This is a genomic window from Dehalococcoidia bacterium (assembly GCA_028711995.1).
Classification (GTDB): domain Bacteria; phylum Chloroflexota; class Dehalococcoidia; order SZUA-161; family SpSt-899; genus JAQTRE01.
The window spans coordinates 1-22,708 of record JAQTRE010000039.1 but is presented as its reverse complement, the minus strand read 5'-3'; the positions used below and the strand labels follow the sequence as shown (position 1 = coordinate 22,708).

Genomic DNA, 22,708 nt, shown 5'->3' with positions numbered 1-22,708 from the left:
ATCCTGGAAATCCCCCTGAAAAGGGGTTATTCAGAGAGCGGAACCACGGAAAACCCACACTTCGACGTTATTTTATTGAGGGAATTCCGCTGAATTTATTTTTCGACGGACTTGATCAGAGGTTCCTCAACTCTTCTCTCTTTTCTTAAAAAACGGATACAAAACGGATACAACAATTGAAGCTGAAGCCCACCCACCTTAGCCTCAGCAAAGAAAGCCTGTATCCGTTGTATCCGTTTTTTGAAGGGTGTCCCCATAACTTTTACTCCTCTATCATTTCGAATGCCGATTTCTTGAACTTGATGACCGAGGCATTCAGGGCATTGTCCGGACCGTAACGGACAAAATTGGTGTTCTTATATCCATTCTTTCTGGCGCTGTCCTTGCAGCAATCCGTCATTCCGGAACGCCTCAGATCGTCCATGACCGCCCGTTTCTTCCCCATCGGCGCCCCATGGCCTCTCAAGCAAAACTCACTGACCCGATCCATGGTGATATCCGGTATCAGATAAAGCCATTCGTCATCTTCCCATCCGGCCCAACTCTGGTTGGGCTTAAGCTCCAACTCATAGGATTTATCCCCCTTCCACTTGATGACTTCGGAGAAGTGGGTATATTGACGGTCGATGACGATCAACCGGTCCTGATCCAGCAGCGTTTTGAGCGCCTGGGCGAAACGATAGGACAGTCTCTGCTCTTTCATGCTCGAAACCTGCCTGTTGGCCAGGCTGGTAAATATATCCCACCCCTGGGAACACCGCCGGCCGTATTCCTTTTCGTCGATCGCTCCGATTTCCAGTGCGTAGGTCAACCCGATTTGTAGTGCCGTGTAAAGGCTGGCCGTTGCCGAAGGGATTCGTTTGTGCATGTCATTGGCGGTGGCCAGAGACCGGTTTTCCTTAAACATCCTCGGCAGTATCTGTTCCATATCCTGGTAATTGCGGCTAAGCCATCGGATGTACTGGCCCATGGCATAGGAATAGACCTGAGCATCTTCACTCTGCAGGGTGGAGAGGGTGTCTATTTGAAGTTCGTTCGGTTCAGGACGGATGATGAACATCCTCCCCTGGGTTCCTTCGACATCCGGATCCTGTTCTGCCGTGCTGATGATCAACCCTCTGGGAGGAGGCGTATCATTATTGCCGGTCCCGCCGGAATATCGGCCTCTCCCTTGCCGATCGCCAATGGCATGGATAATTTTGTGCGCCTTCCGGTCCAGTTCCTTTTGTTCGTCCTTGGATGAGCCGGGCATGAAGTTGTCGATCACCAACGGGATGTCCTTGGCCATGAACGCCAGCTCCAGCATTCGCATCGGCGTCCAGAACGCCCACTGACAGGGCAGGGTTTTGTAGGTGAATTTCCCGAAGTGGCAAAGGGCCAAGGCCACAATCGTCGATTTGAGAGACCCTGTGCGCCCGGTCACCCAGATAATGAAGTCAGGGTCCAAAATCTCCGATAGCGGCGCCAGGTGCATGGCCGCCCATAAGGGCACACTCACCTCGGGGTTCCCCAAATCCATGAAGCGGATACTGGTCTTGGTCGCCTCTACCGGGTCCATCAAATCAAGATCCTTCGGCAAGGCGTATTGTGCCATCCTCCCGGGCAACTCGACCTCGACATCATCCCGATCGATGGCTCCGGATCCGGTCAGATAGACCCTTTTCCCGTCTATCTCCCGCCAACCGGTGTGGGTGAAGATGTGATAGAATTCACAATTGTTCGTCGTCATCTGGAGGAAGCAGCGGAGATTGTCCCTCACCGCGGTACCTGCCGTAACATACGCCCTTCCCTTTGACTCCTTGGTAACCCAGCTCATACTGTCGAACTGGGATACCGGGACTTCGGCCGGTTTCATTTCCTCTCCATTCCTCAAGCACCACTCGACTTGATAATAGGGCTCCTGAATAATACCGTTGTCCTTGATGATGATACGGTCGATCCTGCCCGCCCAATTGCACAGAGGGACCCACTCCATTCCCCCATCCCTTTTGTACTTGATCATGCAATGGCATCCGTTTTGAATGGAGTAAATCGGATTGTGGACTTCTATCGGTTCCCGGTAGATATCCTCCAGATCATCGACCGCCAGGGCCACCACGTCCTCAACCGTGTGACCTGCAGCCAGGAAGTCATCGACGCCGGTTTTACCATCACCGAGATCCGGGAGTTGGACGATCTTGGCATCAGCCTGTTTACGTTTCAGGTGATCGGCCAGGCGCTCCATGGCCTTCCTGACCTGCGGCTTCGTGGTGATATCCGAGTCGTAGACGATATACACCAGCCGGTCTTTCAGGGCGATGTAATCAAAGTCGGCCAGAAACGTGGTTCCCCCGAACTGATTCCGGCCCTTGAATCCCCACACGCCGTTCAGACCGATGGCGCATGCCTGGTGCGAAACCAGAGAATCCACCTTCTTGGTGCCTTCGGTAATAAACAGCGGAACGGTGGGGTCTTTGAGTTGCTCGATGCATCTGGGATGGGTGTCGATGCCGATGGGATCGCCGGTGGGGACCTCATACTTGACCGGCTTCCCCTTGGTGTTCTGCCGGGGATTGTCGGGACGATAAATGTATCGGACATTGGCGACATCGGGGCCGTATTGTGGAATGAGGATGCCCGGGGCGCGCTGTTGGGCTTTTGAAAACCCCTTTTCGGCGATGGTCTGCTTGCCAAGAATGGATTTGTAACCCCGTTCCCTGGCCACCTCCAGCGATATAGCTGATCCCTTGATGTGCTCAAGATGAGACTGCGTCAGGTAGGGGACATCCGCGCTGAACGGGTTGGGTGCCGGATCCTCTGTCTGAGCGTCGTGTTCCGGCGTATTAACCTGTAGCATAAGTACCCTTTCGTCGGAGGACATTCTTGATGGTAGTCCGGTCGACTGACAGTCCGTGCTCCTGGCGGAGAAAATGGGCGATAGCCCCGTAACCCCAACCGATGCCGTGCCAATTATCAATCGTTGACACCAGATTCTCCGGGATGGCCCTCTGGCCACCTCGACGGAACAAAGGATTGGTCGCGGCATCGCTCGACGGTGTAGAAAGGGTGTGGAATGAATCGTTCTGTATTTGAGAACCGGAGGTATTGCTCTTGAGAGAGCGCTCAAACGCATCGAGGATATCCTGGAGTTGTTGGTGCCGGGCCGCTTTGTCCTTTATGGACATGGCCTTCTGGAGGGCGGTGATGGCCTGTTCTTTATCCACGGGTCACCACCGATCCGTCCCATGACAGGGCAGAGATGGTTTCGACATTGAACAACCCGCGCAACACATTCCCTGGGACGGCCACCCAGTCATTGCCGACGAGTTCATAGATCCGGACGTGTTGCCGGTGCGGGATTTTAATGGTCATGAACTGACGGGATCGGCAGTCGTGAATCGCTATCCACGTCATGATGCCCTCTCAAACCGGTTAGCGATGGTCTTGTCCAACGCTCGCTTCTCTGGATCAAAAGGCTCCCGGAGGTAGTCGCCGATGGTCGTTGAGAGACTTCTGTCGGGCGGATTCCCACACCATGGGCAAATATCACCTCTGTGCGATGCGGCTAGTGCCTCTTCTCTCGTGTACTCCGATTGGCAGCACTGACACATCGTTTTGGGGTCGGTTGTCTGTTGCATTGTTAGACCTCCCCTTCGGGCATTTTTCGTGCCGTGTCTTCCCGGTTTCGTCTACTCGCATCGGATCGCTGTGAGAAATCGGGTTATGACAGTCTGCGCATATCAGTTCGGCAACAAACATGGTCAACTCCTTTGAGGGCAGCCCATGTAGCTGGATTCGCACCCGCTGATGCGATCAATAATCCTGGACGGTTCAATTTCCGGTCTACCCAATTCTCTGGTAATGATCTCCAATGCGAGTTCTGCCTTTTCGCTATTACTCTTGGACATGATCACTCCTGTCGATAGATTTGATTAACCGGCCCATTAGAGGAGTCTTTTCAAAAAGATGCCACCAGAAGAGAATGACTCTCCCAGTGGCCTCTATGATTTCGTCACTGAAGCTCCCGTCTAGTGATACGACGGTGGACACCGAACTTTTAGAATGTGATACGAGAGAGGAAACGTTAAAACCGCAGTGTGGGCAACGGACGGATCTGCCGGGGACGGTGCGGATATCCTTACCGGCCAGACCGGGGGGCAGCTGCCCGACATCCTGGATGATGTAATTCTCGACCCACACCTGCAGGGCGTAGTCGAAGCCATCAGAGGTGATGCCGGCGAGATCAATGCGGTCGCTGCTCTCTCGTGTCATGGCACCTTATCCTTACCAGGCTCCCGCCAGACATTGCGTCTGGTCGAATACGTCACGAGTCAGCCACTCTCCACATCCCGGACAATTGTCGATGGCCTTGTAGTGCTCGTCGTAGTAATAGGCCATCGGCGCAAGCCCGTTCCACCGATATTCCACCCAGATACGACACCCGCATTTGCAAATCTTGATCATCGGGGCACCTCCGCTCTCTTCGCGATGGCAATCGGGCACACTCCCTCACAAAAACAACAGGTCGGCATTTGGGGTTCCCCGCATAGTTGCAGGCATCGGTTTTTTGGCTCTGAGGTCTGGGGTTTCGGTCCAGCTACTGTGGTCATCGTGGCACCTCCACACATTTCTTCTCGTTGTCTTTGGCTTGAGGTAACGTCTCAAGCAGTTGGCAGATTACGGCTCTGCGTGTGCTATAGGTGCGCTCAACCTCAGCATCGAGTTGTCTTGCCAATTCCTCCGGGATCTCTACCGTTATCCGTACAAGGGGCCCCATTGCCATATTCCCTCCCAATGTTCACTAGGTTACAGAGAATGTAAGGTTTCTTACACAAACTAAGCTATCACACACCATAGGCATTGTCAACACATTAAAACAGCATATTCTTACATCAGGCATCAACATATTGACAGGTAATGGTAATGATGGTATCCTACAATCTCTGAATGTGGACCGGGAAGGAGGTGATAAAGATGGTATCAGGTCTAGACATAAACCCAAAGAAGTTCGGAATGCGCCTCAAATTGGCGCGTATCCCGGCAAACCTCTCTGTTGCTGATGTCGCTAAGAAACTAGGGGATGTTGGCTATAAAGTAGGCGGGGTTACGGAAAAAACCGTGTGGTATTGGGAGCGTGGACAACTGGAAGAAGTTACCATGGGCATGATTGAGGCTGTTTCTAAAATAACAGGCCAGAAAGAGACATACTTCCTCGGATTAACCCCTTTGGATGAATCAGTAGCCCGTTTTAAGCCGAGGGAGGGATGGGCGCAACCACAGGACCTTGTTCTCTGTAGTGCGTAGAGTGGCGGAGGGAGTGGGATTCGAACCCACGGGATAGCATAAGCCATCCAACGGTTTTCAAGACCGCCGCCTTAAACCGCTCGGCCATCCCTCCCGGCTTTCGATTTTAACCTATTCTATTGCCAAAGTCTATTTCTACCGCTCGACTTCTGGTGCTTTGACGGTTGATTATTGTGGCAGGAGAAAATATTAGTTATTAGCGTTAACGCTATCAAAATTGCGGGTGAAATCAAAATAGCGTTAACACTAGACAACAGTGATTCGATTTGGTATTGTAGTGGCAGCACTCAAATCGAGGTGAGGTATGGTGAAAGGTCGGAACACCCGAGTCGTTGGTATTCGGATACACGATGATTTGTACAATCGAATCGTTGACCATCTGGCGGAAGGTGAAAGCGCTGGCGACTGGGTGAAACGGGCTGTGGATCAGCAGTTAAACGATTTGGTGAAGCCTGCTGAGGTTGACGATGTGAAGGGAAGTGAGGTGGTGGTTCAAGTGAAACTACATCCGGCTGTTTTTGCGCGGCTGCGGGATAAATTGAGCAGAAGATCCGGTAAGACAACCAGTGTGGCCGCATATTGCCGGGAACTCATCGAGCGGGATCAAGGGTTTCGTTCTTGAGCGGGCTTTGGGTTGAGCAGGGATGGCACAATGCTTACAGTCCCGAATCCTCCAACGCCCTTTCGATCTCCTCCTGCCAGCTTTTTACCCTTAGTGCAAAAGCACGCACCAGGCCAAAGCATCCGGTGAGCATCATATCTCCATAAGGGGCGGCGAAATAAGGGTGAAGGCCTGAGCCAATCATAAGCTGGCGCTGAGGGCCTGTCACGGTGAGAAAGGGGATGGTGGAGCTGGTTTCGATAATCACACAGCCATGGCCGTTATCATTGAAGACCTCTTCGTTGGTGAGTTCACCCTTGACCAGCCTTGTGATCAGGTCATCCAGTTTATCACTGCTGAGACCGTGGGTGTGGTGTTCAAAAAGGCCTAAGATGGAGTTTCCTTTTAGGTGAAAGGCCAGCGTGTGAAAATTGCCCACGTTGACGATCAATCGGTGGGTATGTTGGGCAACCTCTCGATCCTCTCCAGCGCCGATAGCCGCGGCCACTGGCGTATCCATTACCAGAAGAGGCAAGTCTCGATTCAGGCTCCGGGAGACGGCCTTCATGCGTGTAAGATTCGGCGGAATTTCTTCGGCGAGATAAGCAAAAGCGGTCAATTCCCTGCTCTTCTCTAAAGTCTGGCGCAGGTGCTGGAAGCGGAAGAGACGGTCGCTGACACCAGCAGGGGCTGCTCCGTGGTCGAGAACGGCGATGGCCACGGCATCGAATCCGGAATCGACTTTGAATGCGGACAGTGCTTCTTCCACGGCAGTTAGATCTACATCCCGGGTCTCGATTATGCAAACATCTGTCTTCTTCGGAGCCTCGTCTTCCGAGATGATTTTGACGCCCCATCTGGCCACTTCTTCGAGATCGTCATCGAAAGTAGCGGCGGCTTCTGTAGTGGCAAAGGCTTTGAATCCTGTCTTGAGATGTTCGGTGAGCGCTCGTTTGGATGGGCCTCCGCCCATGTTCACGCCGGTGAAGAAAATAGGCAGTCTAGCTTTTGTTGCCTCCCTGATCTTCCTGGCCAGTATGGTTGTGGGCGAGGGCATGATCATCTGAACGCAGTTTTCGATGGTTTGCGAGGTGTCGAATAGGAGAATATCCTGCGTCAGGCCGCCGATGTCCATTGCCAGGATCTTCACGATGATGTCCTCCACTCAATATGGAGTATTGCGACTCACGGCTGTCCGGAAACCAAGGGATGCGTGCTACCTGATTATATCCACGCCCATGTATGGCCGCAGAACTTCAGGAACGGTCACGCTGCCATCAGGCTGCTGGTAGTTTTCCAGTACGGAAATGAGGACACGGGGAAGAGCCAGGCCTGAACCGTTCAGGGTGTGCACAAACTCCGGTTTGGCACCGGGCTCGGGACGGTAGCGGATGTTGGCCCGACGCGCCTGGAAATCGCCGCAGTTTGAGCAGGAACTGACCTCCAGCCACTCGGCGCAGCCGGGAGCCCATATCTCAACATCGTAGGATTTGGTGGAGGCAAAGCCGATATCGCCAGTGCAGAGCTGAATGATGCGATAGGGCAAGCCCAGCTTCTGAGCTACGTCCTCGGCGTCGTGCACCATCTTTTCCAGCTCATCGTTGGAGGTCTGCGGTTCGACGAACTTGTACATTTCCACTTTATCGAACTGATGGCCTCGCTTGATGCCACGTACGTCCTTGCCGGCGGACATTTTTTCCCTTCGGAAACAGGCGGTGTGCGAGACGTGATAGAGCGGCAGAACGCCTGGCTCAAGGATTTCATCGCGGTAGAGATTGGTTAGCGGGACTTCCGCAGTGGGCACAAACCAGTAGTCTTCCTCGGCATCGTGATAGAGGTTATCGGCAAACTTGGGCAGATTCCCCGATCCCACCAGGCACTCCCGCTTGACCATGAAAGGCGGATAGGTTTCCAGATACCCGTGTTCCTTGACGTGAAGATCGAGCATGAAGTCGATAAGAGCGCGTTGCAGTCGAGCGCCGAGCCCTTTCAGTACATAGAACCGTGAGCCGGAAAGCTTTACGCCGCGCTCAAAATCGATGATCTCCAAAGCCTCGCCAATCTCCCAGTGCGGACGTGGGGTGAAATCGAAATGGCGCGGTTTTTCCCAATGGCGGAGGACCACATTGCCCCCCTCGTCTTTGCCGACGGGAACGCTGTCGTGCAGCAGGTTCGGAAGGCGCAAAAGCCGGTCGGTGAGAATTTCCGAAAGTCTGGCTGCCTCTTGCTCCAGAGCCTTGATTTGCTCTCCCACCTGCCGCATGTCGGCGATCATCTGGGCGGGTTTGTCCTTCATCCGGCTCAGTTCTTTGCTGACCGCGTTGCGTTGCTCCCGAAGGGCTTCCATTTCTTGAATGATCTTGCGGTGCTCAGCATCCAGCTTCAGAACTTCGTCGATCGAAGTGTTATCGTTTCGTTTGGCCAGCACCTCACGAACGAGTTCCGGGTCTTTGCGGATAAGCTGTATACTTAACATAATTTCATTCCTGCTCTATTGATCTTAGTTGTGGGAACAGGATCACATCCCGAATCGATTGCTGGCCTGTCAGCAGCATCACCAGCCGGTCAATGCCGATTCCCAATCCGCCGGTTGGAGGCATGCCGTGTTCCAGGGCCAGGAGAAAATCCTCGTCAACTCTTTCGGCTTCTTCATCTCCGAAAAGGGCATGCATTTTTTCCTGCTCTTCGAATCTCGACCGCTGGTCCATTGGGTCATTCAGTTCGCTGAAGGCGTTGGCGATCTCCATCCCTCCGGCAAACGCCTCAAATCGCTCTACCAGCCGGGGGTCGCCAGGCTGTCTCTTGGCCAAAGGCGACAAATCCACCGGATAGTCCGTGATGAATGTGGGCTGGATGAGGTGGGGCTCGACGGTATCTGAGAGCAACTTATCTACCAGCTTTCCCCAGCTCAGTTGTTCGGCGATTTGCATCCCCTGTCTTGTCATTTCCGTTTCCAGCGAGGCCGCATCGGGGAAAGCCATGAAGTCGATGCCGCTTCTTTGCCGGATCGCATCACGCAATGTGACTCGCTGCCATGGAGGAGAAAACTCAATCTCGTGTTTGCCGAAGTTGATCTTAGTTGTGCCCAACACCTCTTGAGCGATTGCCGGGATCATCTGCTCAACCGAGTCCATCACATCGTGATAGTCTGCATAGGCCTGGTAGCATTCCAGCGTGGTGAACTCCGGATTATGCTTGATGGAAATTCCCTCATTGCGGAAGATTCGCCCGATTTCGTAGACCCGGTCAAACCCTCCGATGATCAGCCGTTTGAGATGAAGCTCGGTGGCGATGCGGAGATAAAGGTCCCGATCGAGGGCATTGTGATGCGTGATGAAGGGCTTGGCCATAGCGCCACCGGCTTTGTGGTGCAGCACTGGGGTGTCCACTTCAATAAACCCACGCGCGTCCAAAAAACGGCGCATGGCCGAAATCACGCGGCTGCGGACGAGAAAAGTCTGACGTACATTTTCCGATGAGATCAGATCGAGATAACGTTGGCGATATCGCTTTTCAACATCGGTCAGGCCGTGCCATTTTTCCGGCAGCGGCTGCAGGGATTTGGAGAGCATGGCGAAGTCGGATGCCTTGACAGTGGTCTCGCCGGTCCGGGTGGCAAACAGTTGGCCTTCAACTCCGATGAAATCGCCGATGTCAAAATCGCGAATCAGGCCATATTTCTCCTCGCCCAGTGTATCCTTGCCGAGGAAGACCTGAATTTTGCCCGATCCATCCCGAATATCCATAAAGCTGGCTTTGCCCATGGAGCGGAAAGCCATAATGCGTCCGGCGAGTTTTACCGGGGGAAGCTCATCGGGTTTATCTTTCCCCTGCTGATAGAGAACAACGGCTTCCCCGATAGTGTGACTGCACCGGTAACTGGCGGGATACGGATCAATGCCGCGATCCCTGATTCGCTGCAGTTTATCGAGGCGGCTTTTGGCTTGGTCGTCTTTCCTTTCTGACATAACCCTTCTTCTTGGAAATGGTCAATACTTTCAACTTTATCAGGCCCTTTGGAGCCTCTACTTCGATCTCATCGCCAACGCGTTTTCCCAGCAGGGCTCTCCCCACCGGGGATTCGTTGGAGATTTTTCCTTCACTGGGGTCGGTCTCAGCCTTTCCCACGATGGTATACTCGCTTTCCTTTCCATCCTGGGCACGGATCGTCACCTTGGATCCAAACTTGACCTCCGTGGGCCGACGCGATTCATCATCCGTCATCACTTCAGCGTGCTTGATCATCTTCTCGATGGTCAAGATACGGCCCTCGACAAAGGCCTGATCGTTCTTGGCCTCTTCATATTCAGCGTTGTCCACCGTATCGCTCAACTCCTTTGACCGTTGGAGCTTCTCCAAAACATCCGGCCGCCGAACCGAGCGTAAATGATCCAGCTCTTCTTTGAGTTTTAGCAGTCCCTCTGGGGTCAAAAGGGTCTTTTCTTCGGGCATATTCCCTGCCTCCCGTCAATAATTAAAAAACTGAGAGTTGCCAACTCTCAGTCATTCTTCCTTTGGTTGCAGACTATTATACAATGAAACTCACACGATTGTGAATACATGGGGTATTCTATGCACCCGTTCACTCCATCTCTCCCCAAGTTCTTCCCTCTTTGATCTCCACCCTCAGCGGCACAGTGAAGTCCATAGCTCTGGGCATTATTTGCCCGATCAATCCTTTCATGGCCTCGAGTTCTTCCATCGGCACCTCAAAGAGAAGCTCGTCGTGCACCTGAAGGATCATCTTGCTCTGGAGGCGCTGAGCGTTCATCTCCCGATAAATCTTGATCATGGCCAGCTTGATGATGTCGGCGGCGGTCCCCTGAACCGGCATGTTGATGGCCATCCGTTCGGCTGCTTGCCGCACCTGATAGTTGGAGGAATTGATGTCGGGGATGAATCGCTTTCGGCCCAGCACCGTTTGAACGTATCCCTTCTCGGCGGCCTGACGTTTGGTTATATTGATATAATCCTGTACGCCGCGATATTTTTCAAAATAGGTTTTAATGAAATCGGCTGACTCGCGACGGGAGAATCCTGATGCCTGCTCTAGGCCATAATCGCTCATGCCGTAAATCACCCCGAAGTTTACCACTTTAGCCACTCTTCTCATATCGGGGGTCACCTGCGATTTCTCCACGCCGAATACTTGAGCAGCGGTAGTGGAGTGGATGTCCTCATCGTGCGTGAAAGCCGCAAGAAGTCCCGGGTCCTGGGAGAGATGCGCCATCACCCGAAGCTCGATCTGGGAGTAATCCGCGCTGATCAGCCGAAAGTTTTCGTTCGGGGCGATAAAGGCTAGCCTTATTCGCTTGCCCAGTTCGGTTCGAATGGGGATGTTCTGCAAGTTAGGGTCGCTGGATGAGAGACGTCCGGTGGCGGCGACGGTCTGGTTGAAGCTGGTATGCACCCGGCCTGTTTTGGGATCGATAAGGGCCGGAAGCGCATCGATGTAGGTCGATTTCAGCTTGGTGAGCTGCCGGTATTCGATGACGGAGCCCACAACCGGATGCATCGGTTTCAAACCTTCCAGGACGGACATATCGGTGGAATAGCCGCTCTTGGTCTTGCGCGCCGTGGGCAGCTTGAGTTCTTCAAAAAGAATTCTCCCCAGTTGCTGGCTGGAGTTGATGTTGAACTGGTGTCCCACCGCGTTGTAGATAGCGAGTTCCGTTTTCCCGATCTCTTGGGCTAGTTCGCGGGACATCTTTTGAAGTGCCCCTGCGTCCAGGGCGATGCCATCCTTTTCCATCTGGCAAAGGATGGGGACGAGCGGCATCTCAACTTCGCTAAAAAGACGCCACAGGCCTTGTTCCTTCAATTCCGTCTCCAGGAGCTGATTTAATCTGAAGGTCATATCGGCGTCGGCGCAGGCGTATTCGGAGGCTTCTCCCACACCGACTTCCGCCATTGATTTCTGCTTGGTCCCTGACCCGATGAGGTCGGTTATGGGGGTCATTTTGATGGCCAACTTGTTGAAAACCAGCTGCTTGAGTCCCAGCGATTTTTCCCCCAGGAGGTAGGCCGCGATCATGGTGTCGGAGGCAAGATTTCCCACTTCCATTCCATGGTTTGCCAGGACGGCGATATCGTACTTGCCGTTATGAGTGATCTTGGGAATCTTTGGGTTCTGCAGAACGGGGTCAAGTTTAGCGGCCACTTCGGCCAGAGGCAGTTGACGGTCTTCGCTTTGATGGCCTACAGGTATGTACCAGGCTTTTCCCTGTTCGGTGCAAATTGAGATGCCAACCAGACCTGCATTCCTGGCATTCAACCCTGTGGTCTCGGTGTCAATGGCGATCGCCTTGGATTTAGCCAGCTGCGGCAAGAGTGCATCGAGCGCTTCGGACGTATTCAGTGTCGTGTAGTTTGTATGGGTTTTGGTTTCATTTGTTGACGGGGAGTTCTTCGCTCCGATGAAGTGCGATATTCGGTCCAGCAAGGTAAAAAGCTCCAGTTTACGAAACAACTCGTTAACCTTATCGTGATCATGATCACTGATCTGACAGGCCGGGAGATCAAGTTTGACAGGCACCTGGGAGTCGATAGTGGCCAGTTTCTTGCTCTGCCGGGCTGCCGGCTCATTGGCCCGGAGGTTCTCCCGAAGCTTGAGAGGCATCACCTCATCGATTCGCCGGTAGATATCTTCGATGCTGCCAAACTCACTGATGAGTTTTTGAGCGGTCTTCTCTCCGATTCCCGGCACGCCGGGGATGTTATCGGAAGGGTCCCCTTTGAGACCTTTCAGGTCAGATAGTTGTTGGGGGTTGAGATTATATCGCTCCTGAACTGCCTGCTCATCATAGATCTGGGTATCGCTGAAGGGCCTCTTGGGCTTGGGCAGGAGAACACGGATGCTCGGAGAGACGAGTTGCAACATATCGGTATCCCCGGTTACGATGGTGGTATCGACTCCCTGCGCGCTGGCCTGCTGGCTGAGAGCACCAAGGATATCGTCCGCTTCGAATCCGGCTATCTCGAACTGGGGGATGTTGAAGGCCTGTACGATCTCTCGAACCAGACCGAATTGCGAAACAAGTTCATCGGGTGTTTTGGGGCGGTGGGCTTTATAGTCCTGGAATTCAATGTGTCTGAAGGTGGGGGCTGCGCTATCGAAAGCCACTGCACAATATGAAGGCTTCAGCTCCTCCAATGTCTTCAGGAGCATGGTGACAAATCCATAGATAGCTCCTGTTGGTTGCCCTGATTTAGTGGAAAGCCCGGGCAAGGCATGAAATGCTCGATGAATGAGAGCATTTGCATCAAACAGGAGAAGCGATGGTTTCCCTTGTGACATCAATCACCTTTCCCCCGCTCAGGGGGGAGACATAGAGAACACCCGTCTCTTGCGTTCACCGCTTCCCGCTGGGTCCAGGCGAACGAGAGGGAAAAGAACTACTCGATAGGGACTCGATTAGAAAATGCCCTATCGAGTAGTTGTCAGCTTCTTAAAACACAAAGGGAGTTGAGTGGCTGTCCGGTCCCTTATGCTTTTACGATTGCCTCTACCGGGCAAACATCCACGCACTTAGAAGAGGGGGCGTAGCCTTTGCATTCGACACACTTCTTGGGATCGATAATGGATTTTGTATCGCCATCCGTAATGGCCTCAACCGGGCATTCCGATATGCAGGCTCCGCAAGCGATACAGTCATCAGTGATCTTCATTGCCATTTGTGATCTTCTCCTTTGGATAACAGATACGATTAACCTTTTTTGGACGAACTTTTCTCTTTCAGCGCCAGGGAAACATGTTTGGGGACCAGGTCGTCGATATCTCCGCCCAGATGGGCCACTTCTTTGGTGAGGCTGGAACTCAGGAATTGATATTGTACGCTGCTCATCATGCAAAGCACCTCGATTTGAGGTGCCAGCTTCTTGTTCATCAAGGCCATCTCAAATTCGCGCTCGAAGTCGGGACGCATTCTAAGACCCCGGATGATGACTCTGGCATTCATCTGCTGGGCATAGTTGACGGTCAGTCCAGAGAACGCAGTAGCCCGAATATTGGGGATATCCTTCACGGACTTCCGTATCATCTCCACTCTCTCTTCAGTGGAAAAGAGGATATTTTTGGCCGGTAGGTCGAAGACTCCTATGATCAACTCATCGAAAACCTTTGCCGCTCGGGTGGCAATATCGAGATGCCCGTAAGTTACCGGATCGAAGCTCCCCGGATATAGAGCGATAGTCATTTTTCACCTCCGTCGCACTGGTATATGGAGACACATGTGTCTCCATGTCGCAGACTTCTTATCTTCTGGAAATTGCCCTGAGTGGCTTCCGGCTTCAGCTTTTGAGGGTGTTCCATGATGATGGTGGTTTGCTTGTTTACCAGGCCGGAGGTGACGACGTCGCACAAGATGGCTTGCTCGGTCTGGTCGGAATAAGGGGGGTCCATGAAAATGATGCCGTAATGCTCATGGAGAGTTCGGAGAGCTTTTCTGGCCTCAAGTCGGTAGATCTTGGCTCTGCCAGCGAGTCCGGTGTGCTCCAGATTCTCTCGAATCACGGAACAGCATTTGGGATTCTGCTCAACAAAGTCAACTTCTTCTGCTCCCCGGCTCAAAGCCTCGATTCCCAGCGCGCCGGTGCCGGCGTACAAGTCAAGGGCGCGTGACCAATCCACTTCAAGGGATTCGAGTGCGGAGAATATGGCTCCTCGAACCAGGTCGGCCGTGGGCCGGATGTGCGGCTCCTTTGGCCATTTGAGTGTGCGCCCCTTGGCTTCGCCTGCAATTACTCTCATTTCTTACTTCTGAGGGTCGTCTCTTCGTAGTGGACGTACTTTATCGATTTATGGCAACCCTTGCCAAATTGAGCGTCAAACGGCTTATTCTTCGGTCACTTGGAATCTTGAAGGGGAGTTGAATAGGGGTTCTGGGGGTCGCCCATGTTCAATTCCTTCCGCACTCTAGCACAATCCCTGACTCAATGGATGAGTTTTCTGTTGCCGCTTCTGATACTAGTGAGATTATAAAAGGCTTCCCCCTTTTTTTCAAGAGCATCGCGCGCTTTTTGCCCATCGCTGGGCAGTCTACTGCGGCTAACCCACGGGTAAATCAATGTGATACTTCTTCAATGCAGCCTCAATAATGGCTGCCGATTTCTCATCCGGTGGAGTGAGCGGCAATCGGGGTTGCCCTACATCAAACCCCACATGATTCAAAGCGTATTTGATCGGTATGGGACTTGAGATAACGAAGAGTGCATTCACAAGGGAAAGAAGATGACGGTGAATTTGCGCCGCACTTTCGATTCTTCCCTCGATGATATTGACCATCATCTCTTGTATCTGTTTTCCGACCAGGTGTGAGGCAACACTGATGACCCCATAGCCGCCTAGCGCCATTACTGCAAAAGTATCATTGTCGTTGCCGCTATAGACCAGAAAATCGTCTTTGGTGTTGCTGATGATCTGTGAAACCTGGTCGAGATTCCCACTGGCTTCCTTTATGCCGATAATGTTATCGATTCGGCTTAGCCGTATGACGGTCTCCGCCGACATATTGACAACCGCACGCGATGGAACATTGTAAAGGATACAGGGCAGGCTGGTGCTTTCAGCGATGGCTTTGAAGTGCTGGTACAGGCCTTCTTGAGTGGGCTTGTTGTAGTAAGGGACTACGAGGAGGCAGGCATCAACCCCGATCTTTTCGGCGTCTCGGGTTGCTGCCACGGCCTCCGCTGTGCTGTTGCTGCCCGTGCCGGCTACTATTGTTCCGCGCTTTCCCACAGCCGATCTTACTTCAGCGATAAGACGCACCTCTTCTTTATGGGTAATCGTGGGGGATTCTCCGGTGGTGCCTGCAATGACCATGCCGTCGCTTCCGGAGTCAAGCAGGGCCACTGCCAGTTTCTGCGCCTGATCGTAATTGACTTCCCCCTTCTTATCGAAAGGGGTTACCATAGCGGTGAGAAGGCGCCCAGGTCTCGATGTGCCGCTCATCGTGTGCTGATCTCCTGTAATCCTAGAAGTTTGTCCAGGCCAACAGTCAGGCCCTTGGATTTGCCCACTTCTTTGATGGCGAGGATCACACCTGGCATGAAAGCCTCGCGATTGATGGAATCATGGCGAATTTTCAATAACTCTCCGGCTGCTCCAAAGATGACCTCTTGATGGGCCATGTATCCGGGCGATCTCACGCTGTGCAGCGCTATTCCTTCAAACTCAGCACCGCGTCCGCCTGGAAGAGTTTCCTTTTCAGTTTCAGGATAGGTGAATCGATTCCCCCTGGAATCGACCATCCCTTTAGCGGTGGCCATGGCAGTCCCTGAGGGGGAATCGAGTTTCTTCTCGTGATGCATTTCAACGATCTCAGCATAGTCAAAATACTTACTAGCGATCTTGGCCATGTGCATCATGAGCACCGCCCCCAGTGAGAAATTGGCGGCAAATAGTGCGCCGACCCCATTGGCTCGAGAGAGAGTATCGATTTCAGCAAAGTCCGTTTGCGAAAGGCCGGTAGTCCCGATAACGAGGCTGACACGGTGTTTTATTGCCATGCGTGCTGCGGGCATGACAACCCCATGCTGCGTAAAGTCCACCATGACATCTGGGGCAGATGTTCCGATCAGGGATTGAAGATCGCTGGACAGAGGGATTCTGCCTGTGCCGTTGGGCAGTTGCAGAGTGCTATTCTTAGCAAGGGCATCTACTGCTCCAGTGAGCTGAAGATCAGGATCATTACAAACGGCGTTGACAACCGTCTGTCCCATCTTCCCCAAAGCCCCATGCACCAAGACTTTTATCGGTTCCAATCACCTTCCTCTATCTGCGAGGTTCCTGTCTTCTGCCGGGGTGGTGTGGAGGCGGGGCATTACCCGGGCGGCTGAATCTCTTTTCCGCTGCGTTTTCTCCGCCAGGATTACCACCCTCTGGGCTCCTGCTCCCTTGGGGCCTGTCTTGTGGCCCCGCAGGGTCAAGCAGCGCACGCCTGGATAATTTTATCTTACCCTGGGGATCGATGCCGATAACCATAACAGTAACCTCGTCGCCCACTGAGACTACATCTTCAACCTGAGCAACGCGGTAATTGGCCAGTTCACTGATGTGTAGCAGCCCGTCCCTGCCCGGCAAGATTTCAACGAAGGCGCCAAACCCTGTGGTTGATGTAACCTTTCCGGTATAGATCATCCCTATCTCAGGGTCCATGGTCAGGCTCTCGATGATACTGATGGCCTTCTTAGCGGCTTCTTCGTTGGGCGCGCCAATCACGATCGTTCCATCCTGTTCAACCTTGATATCGGTGTTGGTTTGCTCTGTTATGGACCTTATCGTCCGACCGCCCGGACCGATGACATCGCGAATCTTATCCGGGTTGATCTTGATCTTGGTCATCTTAGGTGCATGTTCGCTAACGGTGGGACGACTGGCACTGATCGTTTCCTTCATTCGATCGAGGATAAACAGGCGTGCCTCCTTTGCCTGCTTGAGGCCTGCCTCAATGATTTCGTATGTCATGCCCCTCGTCTTAATATCCATCTGTAAGGCGGTAATCCCATCGGCTGTTCCGGCGACCTTGAAATCCATATCGCCAAAGAAATCCTCCACGCCTTCGATATCGGTGAGGATGGCAAACTTGCCCTCTTCGCCCGTGATGAGTCCCATAGCGATTCCTGCTACAGGCGCTTTGATTGGAACACCGGCATCCATGAGGGAAAGCGTGCTGCCGCATACACTGGCCATAGATGAGCTTCCGTTGGAACTGAGAACTTCGGAAACGAGCCGGATAGCATAGGGGAAAGCGTCTTCATCGGGGATAACCGGGAGGAGTGCTCTTTCTGCTAGGGCTCCGTGTCCTATTTCTCTTCTTCCCGTGCCTAATCTCTTTATTTCTCCCGTACTGAAGGGGGGGAAATTATAGTGATGCATGTAGCGTTTGCTTTCCTCAGGGCTGATGCTATCAATCATCTGTTCCTGCTTCAGGGAGCCCAGAGTGGTGATGGTCAGCACCTGAGTTTGACCACGGCTGAAAAGCGCCGAGCCGTGAGTGCGCGGGAGGAGGCCGACTTCACAGGATATCGGTCGGATCTCGGTTACCTTGCGGCCGGCAAGGCGAACGCCCTTTTCCAGGATGATTGAGCGCATCTCTTTTTTCACCCAGGCATCCATGGCTGTTTTGATCTCTCCGGCTGAACATGCATCGCCTAAGCGCTCTGTCATCTTCTCCCGTGCCATCGCTTCGCGTTTCTGGCGTTCAGCACGATCTATCTTTTCAAGCCCTTCAGAGAATATGCTGCGTGCTACAGTTTCTGCTTCTTGTTGCAACCGCTCATTCGAATGAGGCTCTTCAAACTTTATCTGGGGTTTTCTGTGTGCCTCTATGAATTTCTCGCAGCCTTCGATGATCTTGAAATTGGCCTCTTGGGCCAGTTTGATGGCTTCCAGCACAACCTGTTCCGAAACCTCTTTGGCTCCTGCCTCTACCATGATCACCGCTTCTTTGGTTCCGGCGACCACCAGATCAAGCTGGCTTTCGGCAAGTTGGGCATAAGTTGGGTTAATGACGAAATCGCCATTCACGTAACCGACTCGAACCGCACCTACCGGGCCATCGAAAGGAGCACCGGAGAGACCCAAAGCTGCTGAAGCGCCGACGATGGAAAGGATATCGGGGTCATTCTCCTGGTCTGCGGAAAGGACGTGGACGATGACCTGAACCTCGTTGCGAAAGCCCTTGGGGAACAATGGGCGCACCGAACGATCTATCAGTCGCATTGTAAGGGTGGATTCTTGCCCCGCTCGCCCTTCTCTTCGGAAGAAGCTTCCCGGTATTCTGCCGGCGGCGTAGAGTCTTTCCTCAAGGTCTACGGTGAGGGGAACAAAGTCTCTGTCCTCCTGCAGCCGAGCATTGCCCACGCAGGCTGTGACCATGGCTACAGTATCGCCGTATCGGACGGTAACTGCCCCACCTGCTTGCTCAGCAAGCTTCCCGGTCTCAATTATGAGTTCATGTCCCCCGACGTCGATCTGGGAAAAATCGGATAATCCTGACATCTAACAACCTTTCTAACTATTACGGCCAATACCTGGGGTATTAGTTACTCTCTCTGATCTTGAGCGTATTTATGAGCGACTTATAGCTTTGAAGATCATTTGCTCTGAGGTATTTCAGAAGACGCCGCCGCCGCCCCACCATTTTGATAAGCCCTCGTTGGGTATGAAAATCATGCTTGTTAATTCTCATGTGGCTGGTCAATTGGTTTATCCTCTCAGTGAGGATAGCGATCTGAACGGGGGCCGAACCGGTGTCTTTTTCATTGATCTTAAATTCTTGAATGATGGTTGCTTTCTTTTCCGTTTGTAGCATTCTTTACCTCAACTCTACCTTTTCAAGGCTCAATTATAGCATAGCCTGATGAATGTGTAAATTGAAACATTCATACTTTTGTTGGAGGCAAATTTCCTAACCGCCGAAGAGATACAGCATCATGACGTCGGTCATCTGCTCTTTGGTGATCTTGCCGTTAAACAAGTAATCGAGCATGGCCTGAGTCACCTCGTCCTTATCAATCACTCCGTTAGCATTCGTATCGTACATCCATGGGTCCCAGATTTCGACGGTTAAGGTGGCTTGATCTTCATCCCAGAGACCACTGGGGTCAGTCGCTCGGAAAGTTACCGTTTCGGAACCCGTCCATTCGGAGCCGGGGGCACTGATGGTCGCCACCCGGTTCGTGATGCTCACTGTTAATTCGACATTGCCAGAACAGGTCCAGGTTATCTGAGAATCCGAGTTGTCGGGGTCCGCTACATAGTCGTCGAGATTAATGACAGCAAACGCGTTGCCTTCGATAATGGTTTGATTGGGGATGTCGGTGACTACTGGGGGACTATTTGGAGGAATATCGAAAGCAAAGTTGGCAGTGACCGTTATGTTTGCCGTGACATTGGTATCCGTCCGCGGGTTAGCGGTGGAGCTATCGCTCCAGTTGACAAAATGGTATCCGGTAGCGGGAACTGCGGTGACCGCTGTCCCGCTGCTTCCATAGTTGACCGTCTGAGGGCTGCTGCCCGAGATGGAACCGTTGGCCCCTGCCGTGTAAGTCAGGGTGTAGGTGTTGATGGCAAAGGTGACCGCCACACTGTGGGCGGCTGTGACATTGTAGATGACGTAAGGATTGACAATGGTCTGGGAGACTCCGTTATCGGTGATGGTGGCAATGTGATAGCCGGTGTCAGGCGTGATGTTTATGGTGGCGCTGCTGCCATGGTTGATATTCTGGCTGGTTGGACTGACCGAACCGTGGCCTCCGGAAACTGAGGCGGAAACGGTATACGTGTTGATAGCAAAGTTGGCAGTGATAGTGTAGTCCCCGTTCATCGTAATGGTGGTATTGGCCGAATTGGGGTTAGCAATTGTGCCCGTATCGCCCGTCCAGTTAACAAAGTGGTAGTTGGCAGCGGGGTGAGCTGTAACATTGACCACTGCGCCCTGATCGTAAGCACCGCTCAAAAAAGGGACTTGCTCCACTGTCCCAGTAAGAAAAGGACTGACATGAGTTGTTAAAGTATGCAACGGTGCTCTCGCATCCCAGGCGAAGCCATAATACTCGTCTGTGCTCGACATGCTGAAGTTGTGGATTCTAATAGTGTATTGACCGGAAACGGCTGCATTGAAATCAACAATCTCGTAGCTATTGTATGAAGAAGCAGAAAAAGCCCAGAAAGTCCCATCAGGAGCATAGACATACATATCAAAATCCGCTGATAGTGCTGGAGAAGGGTAGTCGTAAGGTAAGGTGGCTGCTGGATGCGCATCCCAGCAGATGGTTGCTCTGACTCGATCACCTGCGTTTACATTCACTAAATAATCCTTATTTGTGCCCACAGGAAAATTGGTTTGGGTGAATGTCCCATTGTCGAAATGATTAGCACTCAATATTTGGCTGGCATACTTGGCAGAAATACCGCCGGAACCATCTCTATCGCTTAGTCTGCTATCACCTTCAATATTGTGTAGTGCGGAGGTCATAACAACTGCTCTTGTAAGTTCAGGCCACCATTTAAGAGTCCACTTCTGCTGCATCAATAACGCGACCTCTCCTGCCACATGGGGAGCCGCGGCGCTGGTTCCACCCAGAGTAGGTAGCCCCCCATTAAGGCCACGAGCTGTTGTACCAGTTCCAGGGGCTGCAACAATAGGCACCTCTCTATTTGGAGGATTTTGATAGCAGGAATCAGGTTCTATGACATCATCGCTCCAGTTGGTTGTATCATTATTGACGAAGTTCCCTACGCTTATAATGTTGTAACCAAGGGCAGGGTTCGCAACGTAGTTCTCGTGCATCGAACCAATATTACCGGCACTGACAACAATGGTTTTGTAGTTGGTAAGCGCAACATGGTCAAAATAGCGGCTTAGCAGGTCCACCTGCCCCCCGCTTGGCGAAGTAAATGACGCATTAATGATATTCACTCCTTGTGGAATAGCCCAATTGTCTATGGCATTAATAATGGTAGGATCGTCAAATGCCAGAGTATTTATGCTCTGCAATGCGGCATCGGGAGCAATCCCTTTGTATGTGGGGTCCTGACTGGCTACAATACTTGCAACATAAGTTGCATGATTACCTATATTGGCACTAGCGTGATCGCCTGTAGGATTGCCAGGATTCAGGTAAGTACCACCGGGATTGAAAAATCCGTTGTCGAAATCTACTCCGTCATCCTCCAGTATTCCTACAGTAATACCGGCTCCGCTATATCCAGAGGTCCACACTTCTGGCGCGCCAATGGTTGGAGCTGATGTATCCAGCGAATTAATATAGTCATCGACCTCTCTGTAAATCATATCAACGTCGGGTCTGGTCGCAAGTTTCGCAATAACGTTCTTCGGCAGTTCTGCAAAGACGATTGGCGTATGGTTGATGATGTTCCTAGCGGGATAGCCACTAGTTTTTAGGAAATCCACTATCGGCTGCGTGCTATCTGAGCTAGCCTTCTTTCTGGCTTCAGACATTTCTGTTTCAATTTGCCTGTATAGGTTTGCGTCAATTACTGTTGTCGCCCTTCCATGAGATAGATTGGCCTCTGGATATTTTGCGGACACCGCAGTTACGATGGCCCTGTCATCGCTTTTCAGCCAGATTCCTACTTTGACCAGATCATCATCACTTTTAACTGCCAGCAAGTCATAAAGGTCAGGAGACAGTTTGCCATATTTCTTTTGATAATGCTCGGTTATCACCGCATCGTAAGTCGTGAAATCCATAACCCTACCCGATGAATCAACCACCAGCTTATACGCCGTCCCATACTTTTGGGTGTCTAGCACAACGACCGTGTGCACCTGTTCCTTGGTCACCATATCCAGCGTACAAAGCTGATGATCAATTGTGGTCAACCTTTCAATGGGAATTTTATGGGTTTTTAAAACGTAGTCAATCGCCGCTTGCTGCGCACTCTCAGAGCCACTCTGTGCCTTAGCAACGTGTGAAGCCAAAGAACATAGAAGGCATATCATCAATAGAATTGACGCAACCAATTTGAGTTTCATAGTAACTGCCCTCCTTTTATTTATTCAGCCAGATCACTCACCGTTGTCGTCGCTCTTTCTTGACCTGTTTTATCCAGTAGCTTCAAAATAATCGGTCCGGGCTGAGCCACTTGGGTTTTGCTTATTTTCACAACTTGATATTGAGAATTATAGGCTGGTAGGCTAGTCGCTTTCGACACGAAATCATTGAAATGCGCTAGTGTCATGTCACGTAATGATTGACGGATAAAGGCGTCTCAATTTTACCCTGGCGTCATCTATGGTGAAATGCCAATTGATCTTGGCATTCAGATTGTTTCTGCTCTTGCACCATGCCTCGACT

23 protein-coding genes and 1 tRNA gene are annotated in these 22,708 nt (G+C 52.1%); 2 read left to right on the top strand and 22 right to left on the bottom strand.

Going from position 1 to position 22,708, the window contains the following annotated elements:
• Nucleotides 1-262: 262 nt before the first annotated feature.
• The 8 genes from PHV74_07460 to PHV74_07425 form a co-directional block, all read right to left on the bottom strand.
• Complete coding sequence (locus tag PHV74_07460; protein MDD5094199.1) at nucleotides 263-2,836, bottom strand: DUF3854 domain-containing protein; 2,574 nt, start codon at nucleotides 2,834-2,836, stop codon at nucleotides 263-265.
• Nucleotides 2,823-3,203 (bottom strand): hypothetical protein, encoded by a 381-nt coding sequence (locus PHV74_07455; GenBank protein ID MDD5094198.1) that lies wholly within the window; start codon nucleotides 3,201-3,203, stop codon nucleotides 2,823-2,825. The genes PHV74_07460 and PHV74_07455 overlap by 14 nt, the downstream gene beginning before the upstream one ends.
• Complete coding sequence (locus PHV74_07450) at nucleotides 3,196-3,393, bottom strand: hypothetical protein (protein ID MDD5094197.1); 198 nt, start codon at nucleotides 3,391-3,393, stop codon at nucleotides 3,196-3,198. The genes PHV74_07455 and PHV74_07450 overlap by 8 nt, the downstream gene beginning before the upstream one ends.
• On the bottom strand, nucleotides 3,390-3,617 hold the full coding sequence (locus tag PHV74_07445) for a hypothetical protein (protein ID MDD5094196.1): 228 nt from the start codon (nucleotides 3,615-3,617) through the stop codon (nucleotides 3,390-3,392). Before PHV74_07445 ends, PHV74_07450 begins: the two co-directional genes overlap by 4 nt.
• 123 nt (nucleotides 3,618-3,740) lie before the next feature.
• Nucleotides 3,741-3,887, bottom strand: a complete 147-nt coding sequence (locus PHV74_07440; GenBank protein MDD5094195.1) for a hypothetical protein — start codon at nucleotides 3,885-3,887, stop codon at nucleotides 3,741-3,743.
• Nucleotides 3,874-4,251: a hypothetical protein gene (locus tag PHV74_07435; GenBank protein ID MDD5094194.1), complete on the bottom strand. Its 378-nt coding sequence runs from the start codon at nucleotides 4,249-4,251 to the stop codon at nucleotides 3,874-3,876. The genes PHV74_07440 and PHV74_07435 overlap by 14 nt, the downstream gene beginning before the upstream one ends.
• Before the next feature lie 12 nt (nucleotides 4,252-4,263).
• Nucleotides 4,264-4,443, bottom strand: a complete 180-nt coding sequence (locus tag PHV74_07430; GenBank protein MDD5094193.1) for a hypothetical protein — start codon at nucleotides 4,441-4,443, stop codon at nucleotides 4,264-4,266.
• A 142-nt stretch (nucleotides 4,444-4,585) separates the two neighbouring features.
• Entirely contained in the window at nucleotides 4,586-4,762 is a 177-nt protein-coding gene (locus tag PHV74_07425; GenBank protein ID MDD5094192.1) for a hypothetical protein, read from the bottom strand.
• 164 nt (nucleotides 4,763-4,926) lie between these two features.
• On the opposite strand from PHV74_07425, the gene PHV74_07420 reads away from it, so the two are divergent.
• Complete coding sequence (locus PHV74_07420) at nucleotides 4,927-5,283, top strand: helix-turn-helix domain-containing protein (protein MDD5094191.1); 357 nt, start codon at nucleotides 4,927-4,929, stop codon at nucleotides 5,281-5,283.
• A 2-nt stretch (nucleotides 5,284-5,285) separates the two neighbouring features.
• On the opposite strand, the gene PHV74_07415 is transcribed toward PHV74_07420, so the two are convergent.
• Nucleotides 5,286-5,377: transfer RNA gene (locus tag PHV74_07415), tRNA-Ser, on the bottom strand.
• Between the two features lie 210 nt (nucleotides 5,378-5,587).
• On the opposite strand from PHV74_07415, the gene PHV74_07410 reads away from it, so the two are divergent.
• Nucleotides 5,588-5,905: a hypothetical protein gene (locus tag PHV74_07410; protein MDD5094190.1), complete on the top strand. Its 318-nt coding sequence runs from the start codon at nucleotides 5,588-5,590 to the stop codon at nucleotides 5,903-5,905.
• Between the two features lie 34 nt (nucleotides 5,906-5,939).
• On the opposite strand, the gene PHV74_07405 is transcribed toward PHV74_07410, so the two are convergent.
• The 13 genes from PHV74_07405 to PHV74_07345 all read right to left on the bottom strand — a co-directional run bounded on the left by PHV74_07405 (nucleotide 5,940) and on the right by PHV74_07345 (nucleotide 22,386).
• On the bottom strand, nucleotides 5,940-7,034 hold the full coding sequence (locus PHV74_07405; GenBank protein MDD5094189.1) for a DUF1786 family protein: 1,095 nt from the start codon (nucleotides 7,032-7,034) through the stop codon (nucleotides 5,940-5,942).
• A gap of 66 nt (nucleotides 7,035-7,100) precedes the next feature.
• Nucleotides 7,101-8,360 carry a serine--tRNA ligase gene (gene serS / locus PHV74_07400; protein MDD5094188.1) on the bottom strand — a complete coding sequence of 420 codons (1,260 nt, stop codon included), beginning with the start codon at nucleotides 8,358-8,360 and terminating at the stop codon, nucleotides 7,101-7,103.
• 4 nt (nucleotides 8,361-8,364) lie between these two features.
• Nucleotides 8,365-9,852, bottom strand: a complete 1,488-nt coding sequence (gene lysS, locus PHV74_07395; protein ID MDD5094187.1) for a lysine--tRNA ligase — start codon at nucleotides 9,850-9,852, stop codon at nucleotides 8,365-8,367.
• Nucleotides 9,809-10,336, bottom strand: a complete 528-nt coding sequence (greA, locus tag PHV74_07390) for a transcription elongation factor GreA (GenBank protein MDD5094186.1) — start codon at nucleotides 10,334-10,336, stop codon at nucleotides 9,809-9,811. The genes lysS and greA overlap by 44 nt, the downstream gene beginning before the upstream one ends.
• A 130-nt stretch (nucleotides 10,337-10,466) precedes the next feature.
• Nucleotides 10,467-13,181 carry a DNA polymerase I gene (polA, locus tag PHV74_07385; protein MDD5094185.1) on the bottom strand — a complete coding sequence of 905 codons (2,715 nt, stop codon included), beginning with the start codon at nucleotides 13,179-13,181 and terminating at the stop codon, nucleotides 10,467-10,469.
• A gap of 188 nt (nucleotides 13,182-13,369) precedes the next feature.
• Nucleotides 13,370-13,558, bottom strand: coding sequence for a 4Fe-4S binding protein (locus tag PHV74_07380; GenBank protein ID MDD5094184.1), 189 nt, complete (start codon nucleotides 13,556-13,558; stop codon nucleotides 13,370-13,372).
• Between the two features lie 32 nt (nucleotides 13,559-13,590).
• Complete coding sequence (gene coaD, locus PHV74_07375; GenBank protein ID MDD5094183.1) at nucleotides 13,591-14,079, bottom strand: pantetheine-phosphate adenylyltransferase; 489 nt, start codon at nucleotides 14,077-14,079, stop codon at nucleotides 13,591-13,593.
• A complete protein-coding gene (rsmD, locus tag PHV74_07370; GenBank protein MDD5094182.1) occupies nucleotides 14,076-14,633 on the bottom strand; it encodes a 16S rRNA (guanine(966)-N(2))-methyltransferase RsmD in 558 nt (185 codons plus the stop codon). The genes coaD and rsmD overlap by 4 nt, the downstream gene beginning before the upstream one ends.
• A 297-nt stretch (nucleotides 14,634-14,930) precedes the next feature.
• The gene (gene dapA, locus PHV74_07365; GenBank protein ID MDD5094181.1) at nucleotides 14,931-15,833 is read right to left on the bottom strand and encodes a 4-hydroxy-tetrahydrodipicolinate synthase; all 903 of its coding nucleotides are present in this window, start codon (nucleotides 15,831-15,833) and stop codon (nucleotides 14,931-14,933) included.
• Nucleotides 15,830-16,645: a 4-hydroxy-tetrahydrodipicolinate reductase gene (gene dapB / locus PHV74_07360; protein MDD5094180.1), complete on the bottom strand. Its 816-nt coding sequence runs from the start codon at nucleotides 16,643-16,645 to the stop codon at nucleotides 15,830-15,832. The genes dapA and dapB overlap by 4 nt, the downstream gene beginning before the upstream one ends.
• Before the next feature lie 10 nt (nucleotides 16,646-16,655).
• Nucleotides 16,656-18,884: a polyribonucleotide nucleotidyltransferase gene (locus PHV74_07355; protein MDD5094179.1), complete on the bottom strand. Its 2,229-nt coding sequence runs from the start codon at nucleotides 18,882-18,884 to the stop codon at nucleotides 16,656-16,658.
• 40 nt (nucleotides 18,885-18,924) lie between these two features.
• Nucleotides 18,925-19,197 carry a 30S ribosomal protein S15 gene (gene rpsO / locus PHV74_07350; GenBank protein MDD5094178.1) on the bottom strand — a complete coding sequence of 91 codons (273 nt, stop codon included), beginning with the start codon at nucleotides 19,195-19,197 and terminating at the stop codon, nucleotides 18,925-18,927.
• Nucleotides 19,198-19,293: 96 nt separating this feature from the next.
• On the bottom strand, nucleotides 19,294-22,386 hold the full coding sequence (locus PHV74_07345; GenBank protein ID MDD5094177.1) for a S8 family serine peptidase: 3,093 nt from the start codon (nucleotides 22,384-22,386) through the stop codon (nucleotides 19,294-19,296).
• Nucleotides 22,387-22,708: the final 322 nt, after the last annotated feature.